Below are 24,653 nucleotides of genomic sequence, written 5' to 3'. Positions count from 1 at the left end.
ATATAATGGAACTGTTGTGACGTAGCAAGCGCAGGCGCAATGTGCGTTCGTCACAAGCAGCCGTGACATTCGTGGGCTGTAGTTGCGCCCTGCGCCGGCGGCGTCGCGTTAGAATCAGCACATAACCTTGAAGACAGAGCCCTTATGAAGGAAAAAGACGCCATCAAAGCTTTGGCCGCGCTCGCACAGCCGACGCGCCTGGCTATCTTTCGCCTGCTGGTCACGGCCGGGCCGGAGGGTCTTAACGTCGGAGTCATCCAGGAGCACCTGGACCTGGCTAGCGCGACTCTCTCCTTCCATCTCAAGGAGTTGACGCACGCCGGCTTGGTAACGTCTCGGCAGGAAGGGCGCTTCGTATATTACGGGCCCGAAATCGAGCACATGAACGACCTGCTTGGCTTTCTGACTGAGAACTGCTGCCAGGGAGTGGACTCGGCTGCATGCAAGCCCGCCAAGAAAGTGAAGTGCAAGCCCGTGACCGCATGAACAGGCGCTTTACTGCGGTAAATCGCGCAGAACACAATTGCATCATCCGCATCAGTATCCAACCACAACGGCCGCCTCGTAACCTTGGGCGGCCGTTTTCCTTTGTTGCCGCGAATCAGCAGCAGCCGACTTTTTTCTCAATCACAGCTGGAATCGAGGTAACCGGTGCACAGCAGGCCCCGCCCGCTCCAGAGGCGGCCGACTCCCGGCTGTCCGCTCCGAACATCGCGATGCCGCCAAGGTGTGATACGTCTCCCGCGGGACGCCAGCCGGGTCCTGCGTCCAGTACTTGGTCGAGCTGGCGTAGCAGCACTGGGCGCCAGGTTGGTCCTGTACCGCGACGCTACCGGCAACGACCTGTTCGCGAAAAGCTGTCAGCTCCTCGTCGCTATCGCCACTTGAAACCCCAAGTGATTGACACCTACTTCACCGCCACGCGCCGAAATGGCGAAGTTCATGCGCGGGTCCTCAAGCATCCACTTCGCGTAATCGTCCTTGAGCACTGACGGTTCCGCGCCGAACATGCTGCTGTAAAACTGCACGCTTTCGTCGAGCTTAGGGACAACAACGTGTACGTGAAATCGCTTCATTTACGCCTCCGTTTCGTTGGTCGCGCAGCCGCATTGCTCTGCTTGCTCCGCCGCGCAGCAGTTTTCCATCAGGAAATCCATGAGCGTCTGCATGTGGTCATAGCTGGCGCAGTAGATGATGAACCGGCCTTGACTCTTGCCTTCAATGAGCTCCGCGTGAGCGAGCTCCTTCAGGTGAAATGACAGCGTGGGCGCCGGAAGGCCCAGCTTTTCGGCAATTGCTCCTGGACTCATACCCGAGCGTCCAGCTGTCACCAAAAGACGGAAGACCGCGAGACGGGTTTCATGTGCGAGCGCTGCAAGCGCCTTGACTGCCAGCTTCGAATCCAGCGTTGCCATGACGTGCCTCTTATTGGTTGCTCGTCTGCACTTCTTTTCGCGAATGGTCAGCGATTGCCTGGGAGGCCAGGTCGGTCGCTGGGTCGAGCGGACGGTCTTCCTTCACGCGTTCGCTGTATCGGTCTACGAGATTAGTCGGCGCGGCCGCGGAGCAGAAGAGTGAACTTGACCAGTTCCTCCATAACGTCGACCAGGCGGTCGTAGTACGAGGACGGCTTCATCCGGCCGTCTTCTTCGAACTCTTCGAACGCCTTTGCGACAGAACTCTGGTTGGGGATGGTGAACATCCGCATCCACCTGCCAAGCTGACGCAGTTGATTAACCGAGTTGAAGGACTGCGAGCCACCACTGACTTGCATGACGGCAAGCGTGCGTCCCTGTGTCGGACGGATGCCTCCGCTGACGAGCGGGAGGTGGTCAATCTGCGTCTTTATCAGACCGGTGATGGTGCCGTGGCGCTCCGGGCTGCACCACACGTGCCCCTCTGACCACAGCGACATCTCGAGCAGCTCTCTCACCTTGGGATGGTTCTTCACGTCGATGTCGTCCGCGTGTGGCAGACCGCACGGGTCGAAAATGCGCGTCTCCGCGCCGAACGTCTGCAACAGGCGAGCGGCTTCTTCGACAAGCAACCGCGAATACGACCGCTCACGCAGAGAGCCGTAGAGCAGCAGAATCCTGACCGGCGGCTGCCCCTCCATGCCAAGACGCGCCGCAATCTCCGTGTCGAAAAAATTTGTCCTGGCGGCCGGAAAGCCATGGTCGCCCTTGAGTGCTTGAACTGTCATCTCATTACCCTGCTATGTGACATTTCCAATTATATGGAGGTGTTCGGTCGATTCAAGGCGCTTTGCAGCGCCTAAGGAACACGACCTTCCTCACTTCGTTACTTGTATTCTACGACATTTCCGGTATTCTGGAAATGTGAAATCTTCGGAGGCGGCCATGAACTGCGTAGACCAAGCATCGACTGATTCGCTCTTGCCAGTGTCGGGAGGGTGGCATTGCCGTTCCATGCAGGGATTCATCATGCTGATGGCACACGGGCGAACCGCTAACGCGGCGCCACATCTTGGCAGCGGTCGCGCCACGACGGAGTCATGGCGCGGGTCGCTTCCAACCGACGTGGCAAGGGCGTTTGAATCTCAAACCGGATACGCCACCTCGGCGATTGCGTTGACAGCCGCAGTTGACGACAAACTCGAGCTAGCGCGATTCCTGGCTGTGGATGGCTCAGCTGCTGCTGTCCTTGTCATGGATGCACAAGTCCTGAGCCATGTATGGCCGCTGCGTGACTGGAAGACACCGCTGCTGCGAGTCCACAATCGCCTCGCCGATGAAGGGTCCAAGTTTTTTGTCGCATTGACCACGCGTCATGAGAAAGGCGGCGTCACTGGGGTGTTCACGCGGCTGCGAGAAAGGCTCATCGCGCTACGCGTTCGGCGGTATTGCGAACGGGAGGGAGTTGGCTTTCTCGGCGCTGTACAAACAACCCCGCCTATGGCGTCGGCGCGCGATAGTCACCTCCTCCATGAGCGGGTCGGCACCGTCATCGCCCACAGACTAGCTTCGACCACATTCTTTTGCTGCGACGCCTTTCGCACCGGCGCTACCGCCGTCAACACACTTAGCCAGATGAGAGGCTGAAGAAATTGAGCACAATATCGAATCGGGACGAGAGCGCTAGTGGTGAGACCGCACCAACCGACAGTCAGGACAGGCTTGTGACTTGGGCCTTGGCGCTGGCACAACTGGTGTCCTGGGGCTCCGTTTATTATTCCTTTTCCCTGCTGGTCGTTCCCATGGAGCAAACCATGGGCTGGAGCCGGACCGCGATGAACGCCGCGCTCTCGGTGGGGTTACTGGTTTCAGGATTCGCGGCCTATCCCATCGGGCGTTGGATTGACCATGGACTCGGGCGCCGCATCATGGCCATCGGGTCGGTCATCTCCGCGGCCATGCTGCTGTTCTGGGCGGGCGCGCATTCGCTGACTGTCCTCTTCGTTGTATGGATAGGTCTCGGGATTTCGATGGCTGCCACCTTCTACGACCCTGTCTTCGCCGTTGTGACGCATCGGTACCCGCGAAGCTTCCGAAACAAAATCACACTGATTACTCTGGTAGCCGGATTCGCCAGCACGGTTTTTATTCCGTTGACTCAGTTGCTCATTGGCGCGGTCGGATGGCGCACGTCGCTTGTTGTCCTGGCTGCACTGAACCTCCTCGTCTGCCTGCCTATCCACGTGCTGGCAATCCGTTCGTCGAAGTTCGACGTCGGGTCACGGCCTAACAGTACCGAGGTCAAGCTGGCGAATGATGCGGCCACACGTCGCGCGCTCAGTTCACCGATTTTCTGGGCGCTCGCCGTCTGCTTCACCGCCTACTACGCGACGTTCGCGGCACTCACGTTCCATCTGGTGCCGCTCATGGTCGAGCGCGGCGTGTCCAACGCGGTGCTCGTGACAACGATGGCACTCATCGGACCGGCTCAGGTGGCCGCTCGAGCAATCTGGTTCGGGTTCGGTCGAGGGGTGCATATCAGCACCGTGGGCATCATCATCGTCACGCTCTTCCCGGTCTCCACTCTTATCTTAATAGGCGCTGGTGATTCGGCCACGCTGCTATGGTTGTTTGCACTTTGCTACGGCGCCGCGAATGGCATGATGACTATCCTCCGCGGCACCATCGTCCAGGACCTGATGTGGACTGAGGGATATGGCGCGGTTAGCGGTATGCTTTCGTTTCCATCAAACGTCGCCAAGGGAATCGCTCCGATTGCCGCCGCCAGCATCTGGAGCTTCACGCATGGATACCTGGCAGTCGAGTGGACAGTGTTTTTCGTGTCGATACTGTCGGCGATTGCATTCTTTGTGGCTGTTCGGTTCAGTGGACGCATGGCACCCGGAACCGCCTAACTTCACGTCCGAGCTATTCAGGGACAAATCGACTATGAAAATACGTGCCGCTCGAAGCGATGACATCGTTTCCATCAGAGCGTTGCTCGCAGAGAACGAACTGCCGGTCGCCGATGTGGATGCAGCGCTAATCGTGGACTTCCTGGTAGCGGAAGACGCGCGCGGCAAGATTGTTGGCAGCGTTTGTCTTGAGCGTTTTGGTCGCAGCGCGTTGCTGCGGTCACTGGTGGTAGCGAACCGTGCTCGCAATGCCGGACTGGGAGGTCGCCTGCTGGCTCACGCCGAAAACCTCGCGCGGGCTGCGGGCGTTAGTGAGCTTTGGTTGCTCACTACAACTGCTGCGGACTTACTTTCGCGAGCAGGCTACACAATTGTCGAGCGAGACATCGCGCCTGCAGATTTGCGCGCAAGTACGCAATTTTCGCAATTGTGCCCGGCGAGCGCTGTTTGCTTCAAGAAGGCACTTTGACGTTTATCTCGAAGGAAGCGAGGAGCGCTTGACGCCCCGCCTGGTTAAGCGGTTGCAACAGCGCCGACCGCTCTCCAGGCAAATCCGCGCGCCTGCACGACTTCGATTACTCTGTCAAAACGACGCGTAATTGAGCAACTAAGAACCGTCCTGGTTGATGAACTCGTACACAATGGCCTCGCTCTCGCCGCTCGCCGGGCTGTAGACGACCGTCATGTTGACCCTAGTCGAACTTGCTGAACAGGGCAGGCTGGACTAACCGCCGTGGAGCCGATGCCGAAAGCCACCGATACGTTTCTGGACAGGCTTGCCTCTCGGGCTATGAAACACCCGTCAAACACAGGTTGGAACCTCGGTCGTCCGAGGTAACTGCTAAATGAAGCCTCGACGACCTGGCGGTGACTGACGATAAAAATACGCGCGGCGTCAAAAGCGCGTACAAGCGGCCGTGAATGTCACGGCCGCTTGTCGCCAGTCTCTGCCTTTACGGAGGACGCGGATGCAAACTCATCAGAGTCCGCGAATATGTCTTCTTGAGTGGGAGCCTCCTGCTCCGTCAGTTGCAAACGCGCCTGCTCCCAAAAATCCTCGGCACGCCCCTCCGGGCTGCCTGCCTCCAGCCATAACTCATATGCGCGCGAGCGGATGTGGCCTTCAAAAACTGTGGAAGCCATGTAACACCTCGTTGTTTCGCATTCGATTTGGTCGATGTTTGAATGACGATGGTGCGCCCGTCGGCGCGTAATAGATAGCGCGGAACGCGAACGCGGTAAGCGGAGTCGATGAAGTCACGCGCCTTCGTTGCGCGGTCGTCGGAAGTTCGCCGGGAAGTAACTCGTTCCCCAAGCGCGCTTCCTCTTTGCGGGCTCGTTCGTACGCGCGATGCGTATATGCCGAGCGGTAGGGCAGCATCTTTGTCAATCTGCCAGGTGTGCCACGCCTTCCCGTACGCTTTTCTCCTCAATGTCATTGGATTACAGCGCGCGATGGCTGTGCGCGCACGAAGGCAGCCGACAGGTTACGGCGACCGTTCCCTCGACAAGGGCGGCGCACGTTTCAGACCGCACCGCTTTGAAGCGGTCAAGAGCGATTCGCTAGCGCATCCATCGACATCTATGGACTAGGTGTCGCGTCAGGGCAAGATTAAAGAAAACAAGAGCTGCGCCGATATGTATAAGAGCCAGAAAACGTTTAATTGCGAGAGTTTTACATGCAAGAAATTACTAGAGAAGAAGCACGACGCTCGTTCGAATCGGCCGAACAGGCCGCGGAAGCTCTCGTTGACGCTCAGTTCGGGTTTTACGACAGTAGCAATCCGTCTTGCGTAAGTCTCTACTACAAGGTTTTCGACAACCTTCTCGACGAGCGACTGAAAGACTGGAAACTGCCCGAACTGCTGGCCTTCATCAATCCGTAGCCGGAGTTGATGCCGCCGTATGTCCGGGGTCCGCAACCGGCGATGTATCGCGACGCAAAGTCCCGCGCGACCTGGAGCGGTCGCGGACGAGTACCTGCATGGCTCGCGGCAGCAAAGGACCGCAAAAAGTTTCTGGTTGGCTGACTCAATTCTAGAGCCCTGCACCGCGCCATGCCCGCTATCGGTTTTGTCTCCGCGATGCAGCCCGTTTCGCGTGGTACCGAGCAAGAAGGAGCCGGGCATGTCAGCGTCCGGCACACGCATTCAACCGTTCTTCAAACTAACATGACACTGACGGCCGTTGCTCTTGCTATCGCAGTTGTAATGCTGCTTTGGCGTTATGGCGTTGTTTCTAAAGCGCTGCGCAAAATCCGCACCGAGTCAGACGACCTTCTGTCGCGATTCAACGCGTTGCGCGCGGCAAAGGATGAGAACGATAATCGCAATTCCCGAGATATCTCAACTTTGGAGGACCGTCTGGCAGCTTCAGAAGCGGACAGGGAATCGCTGTCACGTTTCGTTGATATCCGCGATACGGCTAACGAAGCGGAGCGGATTCGGAATGAAGCCGCCGAGGTATTAGCATCGGCACAGGCCAGCGCGGCGGAAGCACTTGCCGCCGCCCAGGAAGAGGCGTCGCGCTTAATCTCGGACGCGCAAGTCGACACCAAGCAGAAGCGCGGTGAAGCCGAGCAGATGGTTTCACGTGCGAGTCTTCAGGCGGCGAAAGTCATCGAAGACGCTCGCAAACGTGCCGAAGAGATAGGCGGCGACGCACTTCGTGCACTGGAAAATGCTGACCGGCTGACCGCAACCGTTGCCGCCATGAAGAACGTTGTTGACGGTTATGGCGAGTCGTACATGGTTCCGAGTCACAGCCTACTCGACGACTTGGCTGAAACTTACTCGCACACCGAAGCCGGAAAACAGCTCAAGCTCGTGCGGGACTACTCCAAACTGATGACAACGCAAAAGAGAGCCGCCGATTGCGACTACGTCGAGAAGCAGCGTCGTGACACCGCCATCCGGTTTGTCGTCGACGCGTTCAACGGAAAAGTCGACTCAATACTCTCGCGAGCCAAAGTCGATAACTTCGGCACCCTTCAGCAAGAAATTAAGGACGCGGCCGCGCTCGTCAATCATAACGGCGCAGCCTTCCGCAACGCACGAATACTGAAAGAGTATCTGGACGCGCGCATTGAGGAGCTCGTGTGGGCAGTCCGCACGCACGAGTTGCGCGAGCGCGAGAAAGAAGAACAGCGTCAGATTCGCGAGCAGATGCGCGAGGAAGAGAAGGCACGACGTGAGTATGAGCGCGCTATGCGCGACGCTGCAAAGGAAGAAGAGTCGATTCGACGCGCAATGGAAAAGGCGCAAGGTCAGATTGCCCGTGCCACGGAAGAGCAGAAGGCGCAGTTCGAGGCCCAGTTGGCCGAGCTTGCTGAGAAGCTCCGCCAGGTAGAGGAAAAGAACCAGCGCGCGCTGTCCATGGCCCAACAAACGAAAGCAGGCCATGTCTACATCATCTCGAACGTCGGCTCCTTTGGGGAACATGTCTACAAGGTGGGGCTTACAAGGCGCCTTGAACCTATGGACCGAGTTCGCGAACTCGGCGATGCCAGCGTTCCCTTTGCATTCGATGTTCATGCGATGATTTGGTCCGAGAATGCGCCTGACCTTGAAAAAACCCTCCACCGAAAGTTCGTCGAAGCCCAAGTGAACAAGGTGAACCCGCGGAAGGAGTTTTTCCGCGTGGGCCTGGCAGACTTGCGCGCGACAGTCGAGGACATGGGCTTGAACGTCACGTGGACGATGGCGGCTACGGCGGCGGAGTATCGCGAAAGCCTCGCGATTGGCCGTCAGATTGAGTCTGACCCGGAACTTCGTAACAAGTGGTTCCGGCAACAGATTGCCTATGAGGCCGCGTTGGGAGACGAGGAAGACGTGGTCGTCGAAGCGCAGGCTGTCGCGCCATGAGCATGGGACGTTGGAATGCTACCCGCTCGACTCTGTGTAGAGCCATTTGCATTAACACTGAACGAAAGATATGGCTAACGAAAAATCCCTGCCTCGAAGACTCTACAAATATCGCGCGTTTTCGAAAAACACTTTGCGAATGTTCTCGGAAGCCGAAGTCTACTTTGCTCGACCAGAGACATTTAACGACCCGTTCGACTGTAACCCTGCAGTTGTCTCAGATGTAGATATGAGTGAGGTCGAGCGCTTGTGGAAACGCGTGGCCGTTCGAAGCCACCAGGCGCGAGGTGATTCGCAGGACGCCGCCCGTGAGAAAGCGGCTCGTCAGTTGGGCGAGTACCGGTACAACGCGACCGAATACGGTGGAACCTACAACGACAACGGCGAGGGAACTGACACCTACGTCCGGTTTTTGGTCCGAGATATCACCGACTATGTGAATTTGCGATATCAAGGGCATGGCGTCCTTTCGCTAGCGGAGCGCTGGGATTGCCCACTTATGTGGAGTCACTATGCCGAAGAGCACAACGGACTCTGTATCGGGTATTCGACCGATGACCACCGGTGCAAGCAACTTGGACCCGTGAACTATCGCTCATCAAGATATATGAAGGTCAGCGACCTAATTGAGTGGATGATTGGACGCTCCACCGCAGCCCGGGATAAAGTATTCCAACAATACTTCTACGCAAAGGCCCCTCAGTGGCGATACGAAAAGGATTGGCGTGCTGTGTCCAAAGCCAACGGCACCGATGGACGACCGTTCCACATTGAGTCGGTTCATTTCGGCTTGCGTTGCGATGTTTCGATTTCAACAACGATAGTCAAGCTGATGTCGGGAGCAGCTGACGACATCAAGTTTTACCAGATGGCGAGCCGCGATGATGGCTTCAAGCTCCGCCGCTATGAAATGGACCTCGCTGAAATTGAAGCTTGTGGCGTGCGTGATTCGACTCACTATCTTTTCGACGGATTCGAATTCGAACCGACTGAAGCGATTGGCAAAATTACGGGGTCGCAAGTCTAGGGCTTTCTGACATACCTTCGGCAAGCCCTGACGGGAGAAGATAATGTTTGAGCAGAGCTTCCAGCCAACCAAGTGCCGGTGCGGCCAAACGCGTCTAACCCTGAAGGCGTTCAATGAGACGCGACCAATAATACTCCGCGGCTCCCTGCGCTGAGAGCTGGTCGCGCGCGTCACCGCCTGTCATGTTCATCATTTGCTTGAAAAACAGCTGCTGGGTATCCGCGCCGACCGTTAGCGCTTCGTTGTAGCTGTTCGCGTGAGTCGAGACTTGGTCGGAGTACGTGATTCCGCCAGTCGCCCGCCCGAACGCGCCGAGGGCGACAGTGCATTGCGCGACGGCCTTCCCGCCTTTGTAGATGCTGGCCGTAAATTTGCGCGAGTCAATTCGCTCAAACCGACCTTTGAAATCAGGTGGCGCGCTTCCAGCTCCTGAAGGCTGCCCTCGAAGAAGCGGGCCATGAAATCGAAGCTGTCCTTGATGAATACATCGCGGTCCAAGTCAGAAAATTCTTTCTTTAATCTCAGGTTGCTCGACCTGGGAAGCGGCTCGGGCGCTGGCACAGCGGAGGCCCCGGCAGGTGCGGCAGCGCTAGCAACAGGAGCCGGACGAATGGTCGTCGCGGCAACCGCATTCTTGGACGCCAGCGAATTGACAACCTTGCGAATCGCCTTTGCGACATCTGTAAATGCTTCGTCCTGATTCGGCCACGACGTTACAGCGCGCGCGTCGGTCGGGAACGCGAGCAGCTTGCCAAGCGGCGAACTCGTCCAGTCGCACGCGCGAAGAATCACAGCGAGCACGTGCGCTTCCTTGCGTGCCTGACGCTCCAGCGCGAGCGCCATCTCGCGTGAATAGCAGTAGTCGGAATTGATGAAATCCGGACTGACAAGCAGCAGCACGATATCAGCAGCCTGAAGCTGCTCGTTAATGCTGTCGTCGAGATTCGAGCCCGCGAGAATGCGTCGGTCGTGCCAGGCTTCAATGAGGCCGTCCCGCTTTAGCTGAGCGAGGTGAATTTCCAACTGGTCGCGAAGCCGTTCGTCGACATGCGAATACGAAAAAAAACAGAGAGGCCATCTTGTATCCATGCGGTAGGGCTGACGGTCTATCATTTTCCGATGATGCCTAGCTCACCATCCGAAGACGAGCAGTGGTCGGCGTGTGCGTAGCCTTTGCCATCGTCCGGTCTCCCCCATCGCCGGTCGCGACACTCGACAGCGCAAGACCGAATGTGAGATTGTCGATGTCTTTCTGCGCAAGGCACAGCTGATTCGCCATCGCACCGCGGGTAACGCCTTCACTGCGAAGTGAGTCGAATACCTTGCGAAGCAATTGTGAGACTTCCGGCCGCATAGGACTGGGTTCCGAGGTCCGGTACCCGTTCTTTGCAATCTGGATGCAGAGATTCCGATATGTCCACTCGGAGAACATCCCCAGTTGATTCATTCTGAACGCTAAGGCAGCGACTGACACCCCCCATATCCGCTTTAGCTCAATCAGTTTGTCGAGAGTCAGCAGCCCAACTTTGCGCGCAATCACACTTGCCCTTGGCATCAGGAAAGCCGAAGCAAACGCGTTCGCCTCGCGTTCCATGTCAGGACTATGTGCTTCTCCATGGAGCATGCTGTGCCGGTCACGCACGAGGTGACCCAGCTCGTGTGCCGCATCAAACCGGCTGTGTTCCGCAGATTTGATAGTGTTCAAGAAAACAAACGGGCGCCCGCGGTGCCAAACACTGAATGCATCCACCTCCCTCGCTTCGATTGCGAGGGAGTAAATGCGCACACCGCGCGATTCAAGAAGATGAACGAGATTCCCAATCGGAGCCTCGCCGAGGCCCCACATCCGCCGCAAGGTTGCGGCAGCGTCTTCTGGAGAAAGGTCGCTTAAGTCCGGAAGGTCGGCTTCGGGAAGCCGAAATCGCTCCTCTATCCAGTCATTGAGCAGGAAAGCGGTTACGCCCGCGCCCAGCGCCGTGTACCTTAAAGTTGCTGACATTTTGGACATCGAGCGGAAGCTGGCGGTGTCCGGAGCAATGGAAGGGAGGTCGTCTCCAGAAAAGAAGTCGACGGGAAATCGGAGCAGGCTACTGATGACTGCCAGCCGCTCCAGGTCCGGGGCGTACTCCCCGGACTCATAGCCTTGAATTGAGCGAACCTGCAGGCCCAGCTCTTTCGCGAGGCGCGCTTTCGTCCAGCCGCGTCGCGTGCGGGCGAATTCCAGTCTCGACGGGTTGAAAAACATCTAGCTCTCGGGTTAGGCAGTACCAGTGCGGCGCTCGACAGGTACGTCGATTGGGGCAGTCGGAACGTCGTGGCGAACGTCTGTTTCGCCGTCGGGCCGTATAGCGCTCAGGACAATCCGTTCCCGCCATCCAACAATCTGTTTGCGTTCAAAGCGGGAGGGGAAAGACAGCTCCGCTCGCAGCTCTTCCTTGCCATCTTCGCCAACTCCCGCGTGGTATAGCAAAATCCAAAGCTGCGTACCTTCTCCGGACCGCGCGAGCTCAGCGGAGACGAGCGTCCCATCGAAAAGCTCCGACTGTCGATTGTTTGCCACTGCCTGCCTAATGACGGCGCCCTTCTGAGCCTGATTTGTTGGACGCCCAGCCACCAGACCGGTGTCTGAATCACCCGTCATTACAGCGATTGCAACCGCTTTGTCCGGCGACACGATAAACGGGCAGTTCCGCAGGTCCTGCTTCGTCCAATCTCGTAAGGTCAAGTTCGAGCGCAATGCGAAGACAGACCCAATCCAGTGATACGTGCCAGCAGCCGTAGGAGGATGAGAAGCAGTCGCTTCCCGGCGAGCTCGAAAACCGTGCTCGTTGACATCCTTAAGCAGCGCCTCGTCGAGGCTGGAATGTAGTTCAAGCAACCGGGCAGCTACTAGCGCCGGCCCGGATACCACCCGGCAGTCAGAGTGATTGGGTAACGGGGAAAAGCCAGGTAGAGATTGCGACAAGAGCGCCTCCACGGGCAGTGAGCTTCCGATTATCGTACCACGGAACGCGGTCGAAAAATCGGAAGTCTAAAATACCCATCCCTCAGCCGCACTTCTACGTCACACAGCGTGATTATTCCCAGCCGTAAGCAGCGCGGTCATACAGACAGGCCAACTTGCGGAATGCTGTCGAATAGTTCGAGTTGCTGAAGCGGTCAGCGTGAGCCACAAGGAACGCGTGTATCGTGCCGTAGTCGTCCAGGGTCCACTTCGTGAACGGCAGATACTGGGCGACAATCTCGGGCGTGTTGCGCTGAATCATCTCTGTGACCGTCATGTCGCGGTAGTTGCGCATGAACCCCTTCTTAAGACTCTTCAACTGGAAAGCATTCGGCGGCAAGTCGACGTATTTATCAACGTCGATTCCGGAGGCCGCATATTGTGCCGCAGACGTGATGCCTACGGCACGAAGCAGGAAAAATACGGGCAGGTATGTTAGCCCTCTTGATAGGCGCGGCATAGCTTCCGCCAGTACCCTCGGTGCCTCGTACCCCTTGTCTCTGAAAACAAGGTCATGGAACAAATCGAGCGGGGTAATTCCCCTGTAACCTACATCGCCAAGCCTACGACGTTCTTCTTCCTCACGTTCTGCCGCTACGCCGACGCCGACCACGAATTCAATATCCCGGCGGCCGTTAACCTGGTCTACGTCCACCACGACCAACTTGCCGTGCGGTTCGGTCGTTTTCACCAACTCGTAGAGCTGCTCCTTGCAGTATCGGAGCACCCGTGCCGGAATCTTCCGCTTCGTCGATTCAATGGCTTCAAAGATTCCGGTGAACGAGTTTGCTTTGACAAGCGTGATGGGGATTTGAACCGTTTCTAGGGCGATGATGGTCTGGGAGACGGACTCCGGCTCAGCATCACGCGCGCGCTGCACGAAAATCAGGTTGTTATTCAGCTGCTGCAGCTTGTCTTGGCCAATGCAGGCGCAGATTGCGCGCAATAGAGAAATGATGTTCCCATCGTTCAGCGAATAACCCATAAAAATCACGGGGTGCTCGACAAAAATAGTAATCAGCTTGGCCGCAAGATATGCATTTCGCTCGTTAAAGCCCTGATAGTCAGGTTGCGTCAGCACCAGACTCCGGGGGTGTTCACGCACCCATGAATTTTGTAGATTTCTCCAATCGACTGCGGGTTCGAGAAAAGAAGCTCGTCCTGGCCCACGTAAACCCGGTAGTCAGGAAACAGCGACTGCAGGAACGTATCCCAGTTAGTGGTAATGATGCCGTCGACATTCAACCTGCTCAGCGCGGCAATTTCTTCACTATATTGGCTCTGGCTCAGGTCGGTGAGCCCCACACTCTTTAAATAATCGCAAATCTCAACGCGGAGCGGCCCGGTACGCTCGGTGATTTTCTTCGAGTGCTTTTCTCGAGACGCGGCGTAGTCGGCGTGACTCCACCAGACTTCGTGGAAATCTTCTGCCATGGCTGCGGCGACCTTCGGGAGGTCGCCGTTCGCTGAAGACAGGTAGTACTCGTATGCCTTGATATGACTGCAGAAACGACGCAACAGTCCCGCCCAGTCGTCGAGACCTAAGTACCTCCGAGACAGACCGGAACCGGCAAACAGGAATGGGCCAGAGTTATGCGCCTGGAGTTGCTTCGCAAGGGTTTCGGAGATTGTCATTTGGCGTGCGCGTTCACGGGACAGAGGGCCGGCCAATTGTAAGACGTTCCCGCAAATCTGCGTCGGGAACCGCGCCAGCCCCTAGCATTGGCTCAAAGGACCTGGGCCGCCTCATTCAACATCGTTGGGGTTCGAGAACGCAGTGACGTTGTTTATAAGACGAATAACCCGGTAGTTTGGCAGGAATGAGGCAACTGTGATGTAGCGCATAGCGCGTAAATAGTATCGGTCAAGGCCTAGGTGCGAGGGATATAAGTGAGGCTCGCGTAACCACGGTCCATTCTGCGAGGGCCGCTGCTGGGCCGTCACCTCTGTTAGCAAGCTGCCACGTATGAATAAAACGATGGCTACCTGAGGAGCAGTCTCTCCATGTGCCGTCGAGATATGGCAATTAGCCGCGTGAGGTAGCGTCCTGAACATTCTCAATCGTGGAAGCCCCCGCAGAATTTCCCAGGAGGACAAGACCCGCTGAAGTAAGAAGCGTGTCAGGGCCTTCCGCAATCGTAATCCTCACGCGCTCGGTATCAACGACTTCGACGAACTTCAACAGCCTCTCGAATCGAAGGACCCGAGCACACTCCGAAAGAAAAAGGCCTTCGTCTCTATGGCGTGGCAGTCTCTTGAGCTTGCGGTTCAGCCAAGCAGGCGGAACAACGAGCGCATCTTCGCCATTTGAACTCGCTCTTAGTTTCAAGCGAACGGACCGGCGCATACGGTCCGAGAATGTCTCGCACTTGCTGGCCGGACGCTCCCTTTCCAAAAACTCACGCACGGCCAAGAACACTGCCACTGCACGGAGAAGTGACCCTTCTGCTCGCAGATACCGATTGGGAATTCCAATTTTCATATCCATCGAAACCGAAGTCGGCGCGACGGTCCAGCCTTCCTGTTCCGGAATTTGGACGCCCGCATCCGCTCTAAGCGCTTTGAATTGCTCGATGGCTTCGATGATTTGAAGAACACGAGCAGCGCTTTTTATGAGGACAAAGCCCTCGTCTCCTGCCTGAACGTCAGACGGAGGGTCCACGGCCATAAACGCCAACGGCTTGCCGATGTCGACGCTGGTGTGCACGCAAACCGCCGTTTTGACGGGCATTGTCGGGGAGCCGGCCCAACCGATAGCCGGAAGACCTTCCAGCTGTTTCAGACCTTCGCATATCCTCGCCCACCTTTCCGACGCAACACCTCCTTTGCTTTCGAAGACGTGCCAGTCGCCCGAATCTGCCTCGACAAGGAAATCCGGAGACTTTTTCGAGGTAGATGCAAACGACACCAGACGCTCCGGCTTGAGGCTGACCTTCGCGTAAATGCCGACATGCAAACACAACTTCATTGGGTCATCGCCCGCCTTGAGCCATTTACGCGCGGCGAGGTATGCACCCATGCTGCCCAATATGAACGACAAGGCTACCTTTTCTGATTGTTCGACTCGTTTGTAAAACGGTCGAGGAAGTCGGCACTTTCCGTCCATGTGGAAACATGCAAGAACCAGAGCCAAACGCGCTTTCAAATAGGACCTCAAGTCGGCACGTTCGCGCGGATTAAGTGCAAGGTGCGCCTTCCAATCCGCTCGCCGGCCGTAGCCACATTCGAGAATGGCCGCCGCGAACTCGGTGTTGGAGATAGAAACTGTGCCGGGAAGAATGCCTTTGCTGCCAAAGGGCACTGCAGCGGCCGCCTTGAAATTGCTCCCAACGAAGGCCGAGGGCTTGACTCCGGCCGGCTTTGAGAATTTCTTTGCAGCAGGTTTGCATGGAACGTAGAAATCGAACTGATTACCGGGTGGGAGCTTCGTTGTTGCCATGAATAAAGTGCGTTGAGCGATGGACGTTGGGCTAAAACCCGAAGCGTATCTGAGCCAGCCTTCGAGGGGAACAGGTTCAATTGAGTTTGCTATAGCTGCAGGGGTTTGGAGGCCTTGGCAGTTCCGGCGTATGGGCCTAGCGGAAACACGGCGGATTGCGTCGAGCAATGGACCGGGCCGCTTGAGCGCAATCAGTTTTGGAAACAATCGGGGTGAGAAGCGCGGGCACGAGCGACAAAGAAGCAGCGCTTCGGGTGCACATGCGGGAAGCGGTCGAGTTGCTGGCAAGGCGGGCTGGAAGATTATCCCGCCGGGGCGGTGGAGGGGTTGATTCTTCTTTCACCGGTGGCGCTAATCGAAAAGGCATCCCGCCGACACACCCCTATGCTAATCAGGTAACTCCATCAAGGACAAAGCCCTTCGTAGGTTACCTCGCCGCCGCCTTTGCTACTGCCATCTCAACGACCCACCGAGCGTGAACGTCGGCAAGCACGTCTGGTGGCAGGTGGGGCCCGTGGGCAGCCCTTGCCTTTCGCGATGCCCTTCGCCATGCCACGTACTGCGGGCTTTGGCCTGAGTCGCAAGCGCCAACGCCCAACGAACGGCGGCGGGCATATGCATCATCCAAGGTCGTTGCAATAACTGGCTGCCACCTCGCGTAAGCGAAGCCGGTAGAGGGGTGATGCACCGTCGCCAACGGCACCTCGCAGCAAAGGGGTCTTAGCAGGGCGCCAAGTCGCTTGCTGAAAGCGATAACAACATCCGGCTGCACGGCAGCAAGAACTTCCAGGAAGGCGTCCTTGCCAGCGTCCAGGATTTCGCCGGCGGGAGCACGCGCGGAGCAGACATGAATTCCTGAAGGAAGTTGTAGTAGCAGACCCGTTCCCAAAAATCCGCCCGTTCCTGCGTTGTGAGCATCGACGCCCTTGCCGCACCGCTAACCGCTGTGACTATCCGCGCAAAGTGCGGATGTTTCCGCAGACGTGCAGTCGCATCTGGATGCTTGAGCCGTTGACCGAGCGCCTTCACGAGCTCCGGTGTTGCCGTGGGCCGTTCGCTTCGTTTGCTTCCATAGTGGGATTCGGCAACGATAAGTATTCGCAGACCGCGAAATCCCTCGGCCTCGTACTTTGCGCCAATCCATGGCATGAATATGACGTTGCTCATATGGCTGACTGACGTGTTCGCGCGGTCTTGGCTGCCCGGCGCGGTTTGTACTCGCACCGAGGGTAGGCAGAACATGCCTCGAACAAGCCGTAGCGGCCTTCGCGTGAAACGATTACGCCGGTTCCGCATGCGGGACAACGCTCTTCTTCAACCAGGTCGCCGCCGGTCGCTTCCACCTTCACCGCCTTGTCCCGGACCAGTTCATCCAGGAAGGAAGACGACTCCCCCTTCACCGTGAACATCGTTACGCCTCGACGCGCGCGGGTTAGGGCGACGTAGAACAATCGTCGTTCTTCGCTCAGCGGATACTTGTCACCAGTAGGCATCGCCATGTCCAGAACGGGGTCATCCACTCTTGTGCTTGGGAACGCGCGGGTGAGCATGGCCGGCAAAACGACGTAATCCGCCTCCGCTCCTTTCGAGCGATGCATGCTCGTGAAAGACAACGTGATAAACCGACCATATCGCCCACGCCAGTTGTCCGGTACGTAATAGTTGTCTGCGTTGTACCGGCCAAGGACGAAAACCGTCACTTTCCCGTCTTTGCCCAGAGGCACGGCCCCTTCCACCATCTCCCGGTGAAGCTGCGCGAGATACGCGTCAATTGCGTCCTTGATTTCACCGCGGCTGTCGACCTGAAATGCCCTGAGGACCGGCCCGAACGCGGGCGTCTCCGAGCGAACCTTCTTCTTCATCTGGTTTGGGTTCTTCCCGATGAATCCGCTCGATATATCGCAAAGCTCCTGAGGGCAGCGGAACGTCTGCTCAAGCTTAAGCACTTCCGAATAGCCGAACCAGCCGGCAAAGCCGGTCATGACCGAGATATCTGAGCCGGCGAACCGGTTTATCGATTGCCAGTCGTCACCGACAGCAAAGAAGAAGCGCCCCCGACGGTTGACCAAGGCGCGGCACAGACGCGCGCGAACACGGGATGCATCCTGGAATTCATCGGCCATCAACAGGTGATACGGTGATTCATAGCGACCAGCTTCGAGGTGAGCCGCTGCCTGGTTCAGCATGTCTTCGAAGTCAATGCCATCCTCGGCAGCAAGCGCATCATCCCAGGCGCGAAGCACCGGCGCGGCGATTTCAAGGAACATCTTGTGCCGGTGGATGAACCTGTCGCCCCCCTCGCTATTCAGCCGGCGCAACAAGGCATCAATGCTCAGGCAGTTGCTCTTCGCGTGAGTCATAAAGATGCGAACCAACGCGACGAGCTTCTCGCTCTCCATGGGCGGGAACCCGCCGTCCGGTATCGGCCTGTCGGGATTGGGGTCAAGGGCGATGCCGAGCGCGGTCAACTGCTTCCCCAAAACGTCGTCCAGCGAGCGCGTTCGCAACTGGTGTGACGTAGTTTCTATCAGCCTTGTGCCGCGCCGTTCGTGCTCGGCGCGCTTCCAGGCGACACCGTCGAGGTATCCGGCAAACTCAGCCGGCGGCTGGCCGGCGGCATTGAGCGCCAGATGCTCGTGGTAGACGTCGATGTCCGGGTAGTAGAAGTCCGGAACGTATTGACGGTGCTCGGCGGTCGCCGTGTCAAATTCATATCGACGCTCATATTCGTAATTGACGCCGTTGTAGAACAGCCAATCGCAAATCAGGCGTTCCTCGTGGCTTCGCACGCGCTCGCCCCGAATCGTCCGCACGTAGCCGACGCCGTCCTTGTTCCAGCCGTCAGCGGCTGATGCGGCGCCAGGCTTTGGCAGGTCGCGGCCGAACACCACGCGGAAAAGGTCCCATCTTGTCCTGAACTCGGTCGAGCGGTCCTTCAGGCCGTCGACCAGCGCTACAAGCTTGCGCATGCCAGCGGCGGCGTCAACCGCCCAGTCCGGCACGGTTGGCTTTCGCCCCGTTGCCTTGCCAATAATGCTCAGTCCGAGACTATGGAAAGTCTTGGCCTCCACAGTGACGTCGGGCCGGCCAACACGCTTGAACGCGGTCTCGCTTCGAGCACCCAGCTCCTCGGCAGCTTTCGCGTTAAACGCAAGAAGCAATATCCGGTCGGGGGTCACTATCTCGCGGTGCACGGCGTACACGGCTTTTGCCACCATGGTGGAGGTCTTGCCGGAGCCCGCGGACGCCACAACCAGCATCCTGTTCTCGAAGCACATAACCGCGCGAATCTGGTCTGGCGTCAGGGGCTTGCTTTCGATGTGGTCAAAGAGCTCACGCGGCCAGTTCTTTTCGTCATCCAGGCCACCGACGTTACAAATCCGGCAAAAAGACAGCCACTGGTCGTCGTCAAACTTCAGAATGCTCTTGAGCGTCCTCGGGTCGCCCGGAAGGGAAGCGCGATTCGCCGGGTCACGCACATGACTTAGCAACGCGTCGGTACTGAGTGCGACCTTGGGGCGCGACTTCAGCATCTCCAGTTGGTCTTCCATAGGCACCCAGCCCGTCCGGGCCCGCATGCTGTCGCCACCGCGTATCAGCCCGGACACCCAGGCGCTTATCTGCGCGTACACCGCGTTGAATTCCTTCTGACGGGCTACTCGCTGGGCGGCCGCCTTCCCATCAACAATCGCCTTCTGAAGCACGCGCACCTGTCCAGCGGGCAGACCGTCAACGCGGGTCGGAGCCAGCCCATCCATCCGGAGAGTAAGCGCCGACCAGAGAATCCCAGGATGGACAAGGACGGGCTCGTCACTGCTCCCGAGATGCACCCGGTAACGCTCACCTTCGAGCAAAAGGTGAATCTCTTGGGTGTCACTATCGAGGCTCAGGCGCCATTTACGCGAACGCGTGAACATTAGCCCCCACGTCGTGGGCTCGAAAACGTGAGACATGTCTCTTTGTCTGGTTGCAAATCTGCAGAGGATACTTGAGAGCAAGAAGCAAAGCCTTGCGGCGCCATGCCCCGACCGCACTTTTTCGGGTGCTTTTTTCTGCGACAACTAACACGGAACGTTAGTTGTTGAGTAAGAATGTGGGCTTGTGCCTGTGGCGGCAGGGCTCGAGGTCGGAGCAGTTCCGGTGCGCGGGGCCGACGCGAAACGCGACGGATGGGTGGGTGCCTGTTCGGATTCGCAGACGCGGCGGGCGTTGAGGCGTCTCATTGCTGCAGTCGAAACGTCATGTCGCGGCGGGGCTACACTGTGTGGCAGGTTCGTCGAACCACTTCTTCACTCCGGAGCTGGCCACCATGCCGGAACAATTCATCACGTTTGGAGAGGCCGCGCGACTGCTAACAGTAGCCCGCGCGCATGTTGCAAAGCTCGTTCAAGATGAAATCCTGGCCGCGACGGATGGAATGCTTAAAGAGTCCGATGTACTTGAATACAAGCTGAAGCAGCAAGCAGCGGCTAAGACCTTTCTCGCGGGTCAGACGGAGGAATATTGGTCGCGCGATGACCTGCCTGCAGACGGGCAAGAGCCGCCCAAAGACAGATAGTCGCCATCTCTCCTTCGTTCAGCCGGATAAAGCGGTCGGCTACACAGCGGATGGACTCGCTACCTCACGACGATAACGCCCAGCGGCTGCCCGGCTTAGCCCGGGCGCGACGCCAGCGGCAACTACTCAACCTTCTGCTATCAGACGCCGCGAACGTCGAGGTCGTCACGCGCGAACTTGGCCTGCGCGACCAGATGCGCGAACGCCTGTGACGTGCAATCGACAGGATGGCCTGCGCGCAGAGCATCGTGGAAACAATCGGGACAGATGGCGCAAAGGAGGGCTGGACGGCGAAAAGGCAGAGTCGCGGATGCGGGACGCAGTGGGATTGCTGGTAGAGGCATGGCCGGAGGAGTATCCGGCCGGGGCGGTGGAGTGGGTGCTGGTCTTTGAAAGCGGTGGCAGTAGAGCACGAGCGCAACTGACACGCAACGGCAGCTGAAGGCACAGAAAGTTCAGTGCCTATAAGGGGTAGGCTGCCAAAAAAAGCAGGGTGTGAATTCCGTCTAACTCCCCCGCGTGAAAAAGGGAGCCCACCGACGCCGAAGTGGCTGGGGCGCTTTACTGCATAAAGCAAAGCCAAATCGGTGAACCAGGTGGATGGTCAAACAGGTAATGAAATTTTCATCATCTATTTGACCACATTTTTCATCAACTATTCGACGTCGACACACTACCAACGCAGACCGCGCACTATCACTCTACCGTTACCGACTTCGCCAAATTCCGTGCATTATCCACACCGACTCAGTTTCCGCGCGTACCCCGAACGAACCAGGGCGACGTGTCTCAGAACGCCTCACTTGAGCTAGACTGGCTTGAGCAAACTGAAGGAGACTCCGGTGATACGCAAGACGCTCAATGCCTCGCAGCTACAGCAGGAGGTCAACCGGCGAATCCATCGACGGCAGGAAGTCGTCGAGGATGGCGTGAAGATTCGTGTGCCGCGGCCGCGATTGCAGGAGCCTGATAAGACAGGTTGCAACTGGAACATGACCAACTTCGGCAACGCGGTCGGCTTCGAGCGCGACATCGAGGGCGTGCTGAAAGCCGTGCGTGCGGAATACAACCTCAATACCGAAGTGAAAGACACCGGCAACCCGTTTGAGGACTAGCCGTAAACAAAGACCTCCGCTGCCGCGTAATTTCAGTTCTAGGAACCCAAGAAGCCCGCTTCGCTCGGGCTAATTCGCATCTATCACGGCACTCGGCCACCGCCCCGCGAGAGTCCCCCGCGGCAAGGCTCTCTCAATCGGACCCGAAGGCTTCCGCGAGGTTCGGGTCCTTCTGAACAGCCTTTTCGAGCAGCATGATGAGATGCTGCTCGCCATCTGGTCGGCGAAACGCTGCCAGAAACGCCTCACGACTAAGCGATTGATAAGCGGCAAGCGTGCCCGGGGAAAGCTTGAATGCCTCAACCGTTTTGCGGACAAGCACTTGCAAGTCTGCCTTCTCCGGAGAGTCACTCAGATGTTCAAAGGCCGCATCAAGCAACTCGTTCGAGAAGCTGGCTAGACGACTGCAAACGGCTTTCACCGCAAAACCACAACCGGGCGGCCGCATGTCGTCCGCTATGCACGAAATCAGATTCGCTTCTGACTCATCCAGCGATTGCTGAAGCTTGGACTTAAGCGAGCGCTGACGTGCCGATAACTGCCGGTCATGGACCCAGGTTCGAATGTTCAGCATCGGCCTCGACATGTTCAACGTGGCGAAAAACATTCCGTTGGAAGATGGAATAGGAAAAGCGAGGAGTTCTTTCGGAAGTTGAGCAAGATGAACGACGTCCATCAAGCACATCATCCAGACCGTTGACCACGTCACCAATGGAACAAGCTCTTCGTTAAGAGTGTAGAAGTCGTACGTACCCTGCTTCGAGCCCTCGCTCACGCCAAGCCGCTGTATCAGCCGAGCGAATGCATGCTTGCTTACGTAGCATCTGTCGGGAAATCTATGAGCCACTTGCGCTGCAGGGTAAGTGTACGACCGAAACATAATCGGGATGATTGGCTCGTCCCATTCAGTTACCGGATTGCTATCGGGGGCGCCAAGATAGTGGAAGACAGTCAAGAACTTGCGCTTGCCGCCATTTTCAACCTTCGACAGAAGCGTCTTGCCCAGTGAGCCGTCGATGCTCCGAAGCCACTGCCTCCACTTGTCAGGATGATGCGCAAATTTACGAGCATCGGCCTCGCATCGCAGTCGGTTGCGGTCTAAAGCGAAACAATACTCGGCATGCTCATTGAAGAATCGGGTCGCAAGGCCTTTGGATAAACTCTCGTCTAGCATTTCTTATTTTTTCGAACATCGAATTCGTAGCAGCAGTCTGCGCACCAAATCCCACCCCAATTGCGCGTCCGACTTCGGGGCTGTATTCCATTTGCTGCTCTCGGTCGCTTCGTTTACTCAATACTGTAACGGCCTGACCGACGGAAACTTGAGGGGGGAGCGCCCGTGGAGTTCTCGATGCGCTGCAAACCAAGAACCAAGTTAGAGGAACATGACCTGAATCTCGCAACATCTTAAGCTGCCTCACTGTGCTCGGTTAGCCTGACACTCGAATACCGACTAATGTTCGACGGCGAGCACGTCGACGGTCTCGTTTGAAATCCGTGGCGGTACCCTGAATATTGACCGCAACTTCGTATGTGAAGCTCGCCGCATCGCCACTGTCGAGAGCTCATGCTGGCTTTTAGTGGCCAACACGGCGGCGATTCGTCCACCACAGCCAACAACCTACCTCTCATCGGCTGGTAAGCGACGCTTCTTGTAGCTCACCGCGACTGGTGCAGGGGGCGTAGAAGGCGGCGCGTACGGAGGTTCGTCAGGACCGGACTCCTGTGTGGCCGCAAACAACGCATCGTTAAGCACGTCCTCAAGCGTCGGTTCTGAGTCGTCACCGACGACCGAGCGGCCTGTTTTGTCGTCACCCTCCCGGTAGTCTGCTTGAGTTGCTGTTTTGTCGTCGCCCTCTCTGTAGTCTGCGCGAATGGCTCCTGTGGTAGATGTTTCGGGACCATGCGACGTGCCGGAGAGCGCCCATTGCATCGCGAGCTCTCGCGCTCGGGCATAGGAACATGTGATGACACCTCGAACGGCTTCTAGCTGAAGCGCGCGGCGAGCTAATAGTGTCTCCGCGTCAACGTGCTGGTCATCGGCCAGCATGAGCGCAGAGACGCCGAGGGAATACGCCTCGCCTGCCTCCAGCTTCGCGGTAATAGCGACCAACTCGCGCCACTCGTCGAATCCGCATCCTAACGCCACGGTTTCAAGCGCTTGATTGATGCGCAACGCGTTCTTGCCGCCGGCCAGTTTCTGCAAAAGTTCGGCTTTTTCCTGCGCGGTCTCGGACGAAATCAAGTAGCGCGCCTTTGCCTTGTCTGCCATACGGATATCACCCTCCCAGCCACTACTGCGGTTCCTAGTGTTTGGCGCTCTCCGCTGTCTCATCATAGCGAGTGACCGACATGAGCAGCTCAAAAAAATCATGCAATCGTGCTCACACCGCGCCACCTTACACCCGATGCAGAGCGGCATCAACCTGCCGCAGAGAATCTGACAGCCCGATTACCGACCGGCGTTCGCCAGCGCTGCCAGCATCCTCATGTTGCATGCTGCACATTGGGCGGCGTGCGCGCGACAAGCTACAGGCCGAGCAGTTGCGGCGCTGGCGCGAAGCGTCGTGAGTAGGGTCCGGCACGATTTCGCACACGCAGTATGTTGCTAGCGGCGCCGAGCTCTATGCATACGCCCCATTTGCGACCACTATTGAGAATTCCATAAAAGATGACAACCGATGCGATGCTGGTGCGTCGTATCTCTGGGAGATTGATTGGTGATGCATGCCGTGGCAAAGAAAGTGGTGGACGAGGCGACCAAGAGGCGCTTGCGGGCCGCCCGCATGTTTTTGGCGGGCAAAGGTCCGGCAGAGGCGGCGATTCTGATAGTACGCGCGCAAACCCACGAAAAGGCCCGTTCGCACGGGCCTCAATCACTCATAGGTAGATTCAGAGATGCAAAACGAGACACGTAGTGCTCCTCCCACCACCTTAGTTCCTAAGCAATATCAAGACTGTCGGTCGCTGCAGTCCCGAAATGCCAGCATGCGCAAATGCCGCACGATTGTTTCATAGCTCCCTTTTCCAAGCTCAAGCCTCACATTTTTGGGACCGATTCGCCGGCGCTGCTTTCGCAGCGACACGCAAGCCCGCACTACGTCGGCTGCCGTAATACCCCGTCTTCCTCTCATCGATGGCCTCTAGCAAAGTGCCCCTTCAATTGAGGGGTCACTGCGTGTAGCGACCACGGGAATTTCGTAACTGAAAGTCCGTGCAATCTCTTAACGCCTGCTCCATTGCGTATTCCGGTGATCGTGACCGCTCATTCCGGCTGAACGTGACCGCTGCGCATGAGATGGTGGTACGCGACTAGA

The 24,653-nt window shown here is 57.4% G+C and carries 22 protein-coding genes and 4 pseudogenes; 11 read left to right on the top strand and 15 right to left on the bottom strand.

Features of this window, described 5'->3' with window-relative positions; all coding sequences use genetic code 11:
• The first annotated feature begins 144 nt into the window (after positions 1-144).
• Positions 145-486: an ArsR/SmtB family transcription factor gene (locus AWB68_RS16370; RefSeq protein WP_087645400.1), complete on the top strand. Its 342-nt coding sequence runs from the start codon at positions 145-147 to the stop codon at positions 484-486.
• 374 nt (positions 487-860) lie between these two features.
• Here the strand turns inward: AWB68_RS16370 and AWB68_RS51415 are convergent, their stop codons facing one another.
• From AWB68_RS51415 to arsH, 3 genes and pseudogenes are all read right to left on the bottom strand, one after another.
• Positions 861-1,076, bottom strand: coding sequence for a VOC family protein (locus tag AWB68_RS51415; RefSeq protein WP_235028363.1), 216 nt, complete (start codon positions 1,074-1,076; stop codon positions 861-863).
• On the bottom strand, positions 1,077-1,415 hold the full coding sequence (locus AWB68_RS16360) for an ArsR/SmtB family transcription factor (RefSeq protein WP_087645399.1): 339 nt from the start codon (positions 1,413-1,415) through the stop codon (positions 1,077-1,079).
• Between the two features lie 10 nt (positions 1,416-1,425).
• Positions 1,426-2,116, bottom strand: a pseudogene (gene arsH / locus AWB68_RS16355) (arsenical resistance protein ArsH).
• 244 nt (positions 2,117-2,360) lie between these two features.
• Here arsH and AWB68_RS16350 point away from each other — a divergent pair.
• The 3 genes from AWB68_RS16350 to arsN2 are packed head-to-tail and all read left to right on the top strand — an operon-like array spanning position 2,361 to position 4,799.
• Positions 2,361-3,062: a hypothetical protein gene (locus AWB68_RS16350; protein WP_125482950.1), complete on the top strand. Its 702-nt coding sequence runs from the start codon at positions 2,361-2,363 to the stop codon at positions 3,060-3,062.
• A gap of 5 nt (positions 3,063-3,067) precedes the next feature.
• On the top strand, positions 3,068-4,330 hold the full coding sequence (locus tag AWB68_RS16345; protein WP_087645397.1) for an MFS transporter: 1,263 nt from the start codon (positions 3,068-3,070) through the stop codon (positions 4,328-4,330).
• A 34-nt stretch (positions 4,331-4,364) separates the two neighbouring features.
• Positions 4,365-4,799, top strand: a complete 435-nt coding sequence (gene arsN2 / locus AWB68_RS16340) for an arsenic resistance N-acetyltransferase ArsN2 (RefSeq protein ID WP_087645396.1) — start codon at positions 4,365-4,367, stop codon at positions 4,797-4,799.
• Between the two features lie 455 nt (positions 4,800-5,254).
• On the opposite strand, the gene AWB68_RS16335 is transcribed toward arsN2, so the two are convergent.
• Together AWB68_RS16335 and AWB68_RS51410 are read right to left on the bottom strand one after the other, a co-directional pair.
• The gene (locus AWB68_RS16335; RefSeq protein ID WP_087645395.1) at positions 5,255-5,473 is read right to left on the bottom strand and encodes a DUF2934 domain-containing protein; all 219 of its coding nucleotides are present in this window, start codon (positions 5,471-5,473) and stop codon (positions 5,255-5,257) included.
• 167 nt (positions 5,474-5,640) lie between these two features.
• Positions 5,641-5,769, bottom strand: a pseudogene (locus AWB68_RS51410) (DUF1264 domain-containing protein); the annotation flags it as partial.
• A 240-nt stretch (positions 5,770-6,009) separates the two neighbouring features.
• On the opposite strand from AWB68_RS51410, the gene AWB68_RS16330 reads away from it, so the two are divergent.
• The 4 genes and pseudogenes from AWB68_RS16330 to AWB68_RS16315 all read left to right on the top strand — a co-directional run bounded on the left by AWB68_RS16330 (position 6,010) and on the right by AWB68_RS16315 (position 9,220).
• The gene (locus AWB68_RS16330; RefSeq protein WP_087645394.1) at positions 6,010-6,216 is read left to right on the top strand and encodes a hypothetical protein; all 207 of its coding nucleotides are present in this window, start codon (positions 6,010-6,012) and stop codon (positions 6,214-6,216) included.
• An 18-nt stretch (positions 6,217-6,234) separates the two neighbouring features.
• Positions 6,235-6,354, top strand: a pseudogene (locus AWB68_RS16325) (H-NS family nucleoid-associated regulatory protein); the annotation flags it as partial.
• Between the two features lie 33 nt (positions 6,355-6,387).
• Positions 6,388-8,193: an SNIPE associated domain-containing protein gene (locus AWB68_RS16320; RefSeq protein WP_235028361.1), complete on the top strand. Its 1,806-nt coding sequence runs from the start codon at positions 6,388-6,390 to the stop codon at positions 8,191-8,193.
• Between the two features lie 70 nt (positions 8,194-8,263).
• Entirely contained in the window at positions 8,264-9,220 is a 957-nt protein-coding gene (locus AWB68_RS16315; protein ID WP_087645392.1) for a DUF2971 domain-containing protein, read from the top strand.
• A gap of 94 nt (positions 9,221-9,314) precedes the next feature.
• Here the strand turns inward: AWB68_RS16315 and AWB68_RS51995 are convergent, their stop codons facing one another.
• The 8 genes and pseudogenes from AWB68_RS51995 to AWB68_RS16280 form a co-directional block, all read right to left on the bottom strand.
• Positions 9,315-9,578 carry a hypothetical protein gene (locus AWB68_RS51995; protein ID WP_510183570.1) on the bottom strand — a complete coding sequence of 88 codons (264 nt, stop codon included), beginning with the start codon at positions 9,576-9,578 and terminating at the stop codon, positions 9,315-9,317.
• A gap of 443 nt (positions 9,579-10,021) precedes the next feature.
• A pseudogene (locus AWB68_RS51990) lies at positions 10,022-10,309 on the bottom strand (toll/interleukin-1 receptor domain-containing protein); the annotation flags it as partial.
• A gap of 37 nt (positions 10,310-10,346) precedes the next feature.
• Positions 10,347-11,465, bottom strand: coding sequence for an XRE family transcriptional regulator (locus AWB68_RS16305; protein ID WP_087645391.1), 1,119 nt, complete (start codon positions 11,463-11,465; stop codon positions 10,347-10,349).
• A gap of 832 nt (positions 11,466-12,297) precedes the next feature.
• Positions 12,298-13,305 carry an SIR2 family protein gene (locus tag AWB68_RS49480; protein WP_235028360.1) on the bottom strand — a complete coding sequence of 336 codons (1,008 nt, stop codon included), beginning with the start codon at positions 13,303-13,305 and terminating at the stop codon, positions 12,298-12,300.
• A complete protein-coding gene (locus AWB68_RS49475; RefSeq protein ID WP_235028359.1) occupies positions 13,299-13,859 on the bottom strand; it encodes an SIR2 family protein in 561 nt (186 codons plus the stop codon). Before AWB68_RS49475 ends, AWB68_RS49480 begins: the two co-directional genes overlap by 7 nt.
• Before the next feature lie 391 nt (positions 13,860-14,250).
• The gene (locus AWB68_RS16290; protein ID WP_087645389.1) at positions 14,251-15,663 is read right to left on the bottom strand and encodes a hypothetical protein; all 1,413 of its coding nucleotides are present in this window, start codon (positions 15,661-15,663) and stop codon (positions 14,251-14,253) included.
• A 720-nt stretch (positions 15,664-16,383) separates the two neighbouring features.
• Entirely contained in the window at positions 16,384-16,830 is a 447-nt protein-coding gene (locus AWB68_RS16285) for a hypothetical protein (RefSeq protein ID WP_087645388.1), read from the bottom strand.
• Positions 16,827-19,580 (bottom strand): UvrD-helicase domain-containing protein, encoded by a 2,754-nt coding sequence (locus AWB68_RS16280; protein ID WP_200828712.1) that lies wholly within the window; start codon positions 19,578-19,580, stop codon positions 16,827-16,829. Before AWB68_RS16280 ends, AWB68_RS16285 begins: the two co-directional genes overlap by 4 nt.
• Positions 19,581-19,972: 392 nt before the next feature.
• Here AWB68_RS16280 and AWB68_RS16275 point away from each other — a divergent pair, with 392 nt between their 5' ends.
• The 3 genes from AWB68_RS16275 (at position 19,973) to AWB68_RS16270 (ending at position 21,336) form a co-directional block, all read left to right on the top strand.
• Positions 19,973-20,221, top strand: coding sequence for a hypothetical protein (locus tag AWB68_RS16275; RefSeq protein WP_087645386.1), 249 nt, complete (start codon positions 19,973-19,975; stop codon positions 20,219-20,221).
• A gap of 50 nt (positions 20,222-20,271) precedes the next feature.
• The gene (locus AWB68_RS48220) at positions 20,272-20,433 is read left to right on the top strand and encodes a hypothetical protein (protein ID WP_160110022.1); all 162 of its coding nucleotides are present in this window, start codon (positions 20,272-20,274) and stop codon (positions 20,431-20,433) included.
• A gap of 630 nt (positions 20,434-21,063) precedes the next feature.
• Positions 21,064-21,336, top strand: a complete 273-nt coding sequence (locus tag AWB68_RS16270; protein WP_087645385.1) for a hypothetical protein — start codon at positions 21,064-21,066, stop codon at positions 21,334-21,336.
• 133 nt (positions 21,337-21,469) lie between these two features.
• Here AWB68_RS16270 and AWB68_RS16265 read toward each other — a convergent pair whose 3' ends face one another.
• Together AWB68_RS16265 and AWB68_RS16260 are read right to left on the bottom strand one after the other, a co-directional pair.
• Positions 21,470-22,510 (bottom strand): hypothetical protein, encoded by a 1,041-nt coding sequence (locus tag AWB68_RS16265; RefSeq protein ID WP_087645384.1) that lies wholly within the window; start codon positions 22,508-22,510, stop codon positions 21,470-21,472.
• Positions 22,511-22,957: 447 nt separating this feature from the next.
• Entirely contained in the window at positions 22,958-23,608 is a 651-nt protein-coding gene (locus tag AWB68_RS16260; RefSeq protein ID WP_087645383.1) for a hypothetical protein, read from the bottom strand.
• Positions 23,609-24,653 lie beyond the last annotated feature (1,045 nt).

The sequence above is a fragment of the Caballeronia choica genome, assembly GCF_001544535.1.
Classification (GTDB): Bacteria; Pseudomonadota; Gammaproteobacteria; order Burkholderiales; family Burkholderiaceae; genus Caballeronia; species Caballeronia choica.
This window is presented reverse-complemented; position numbering and strand designations above follow the sequence as displayed.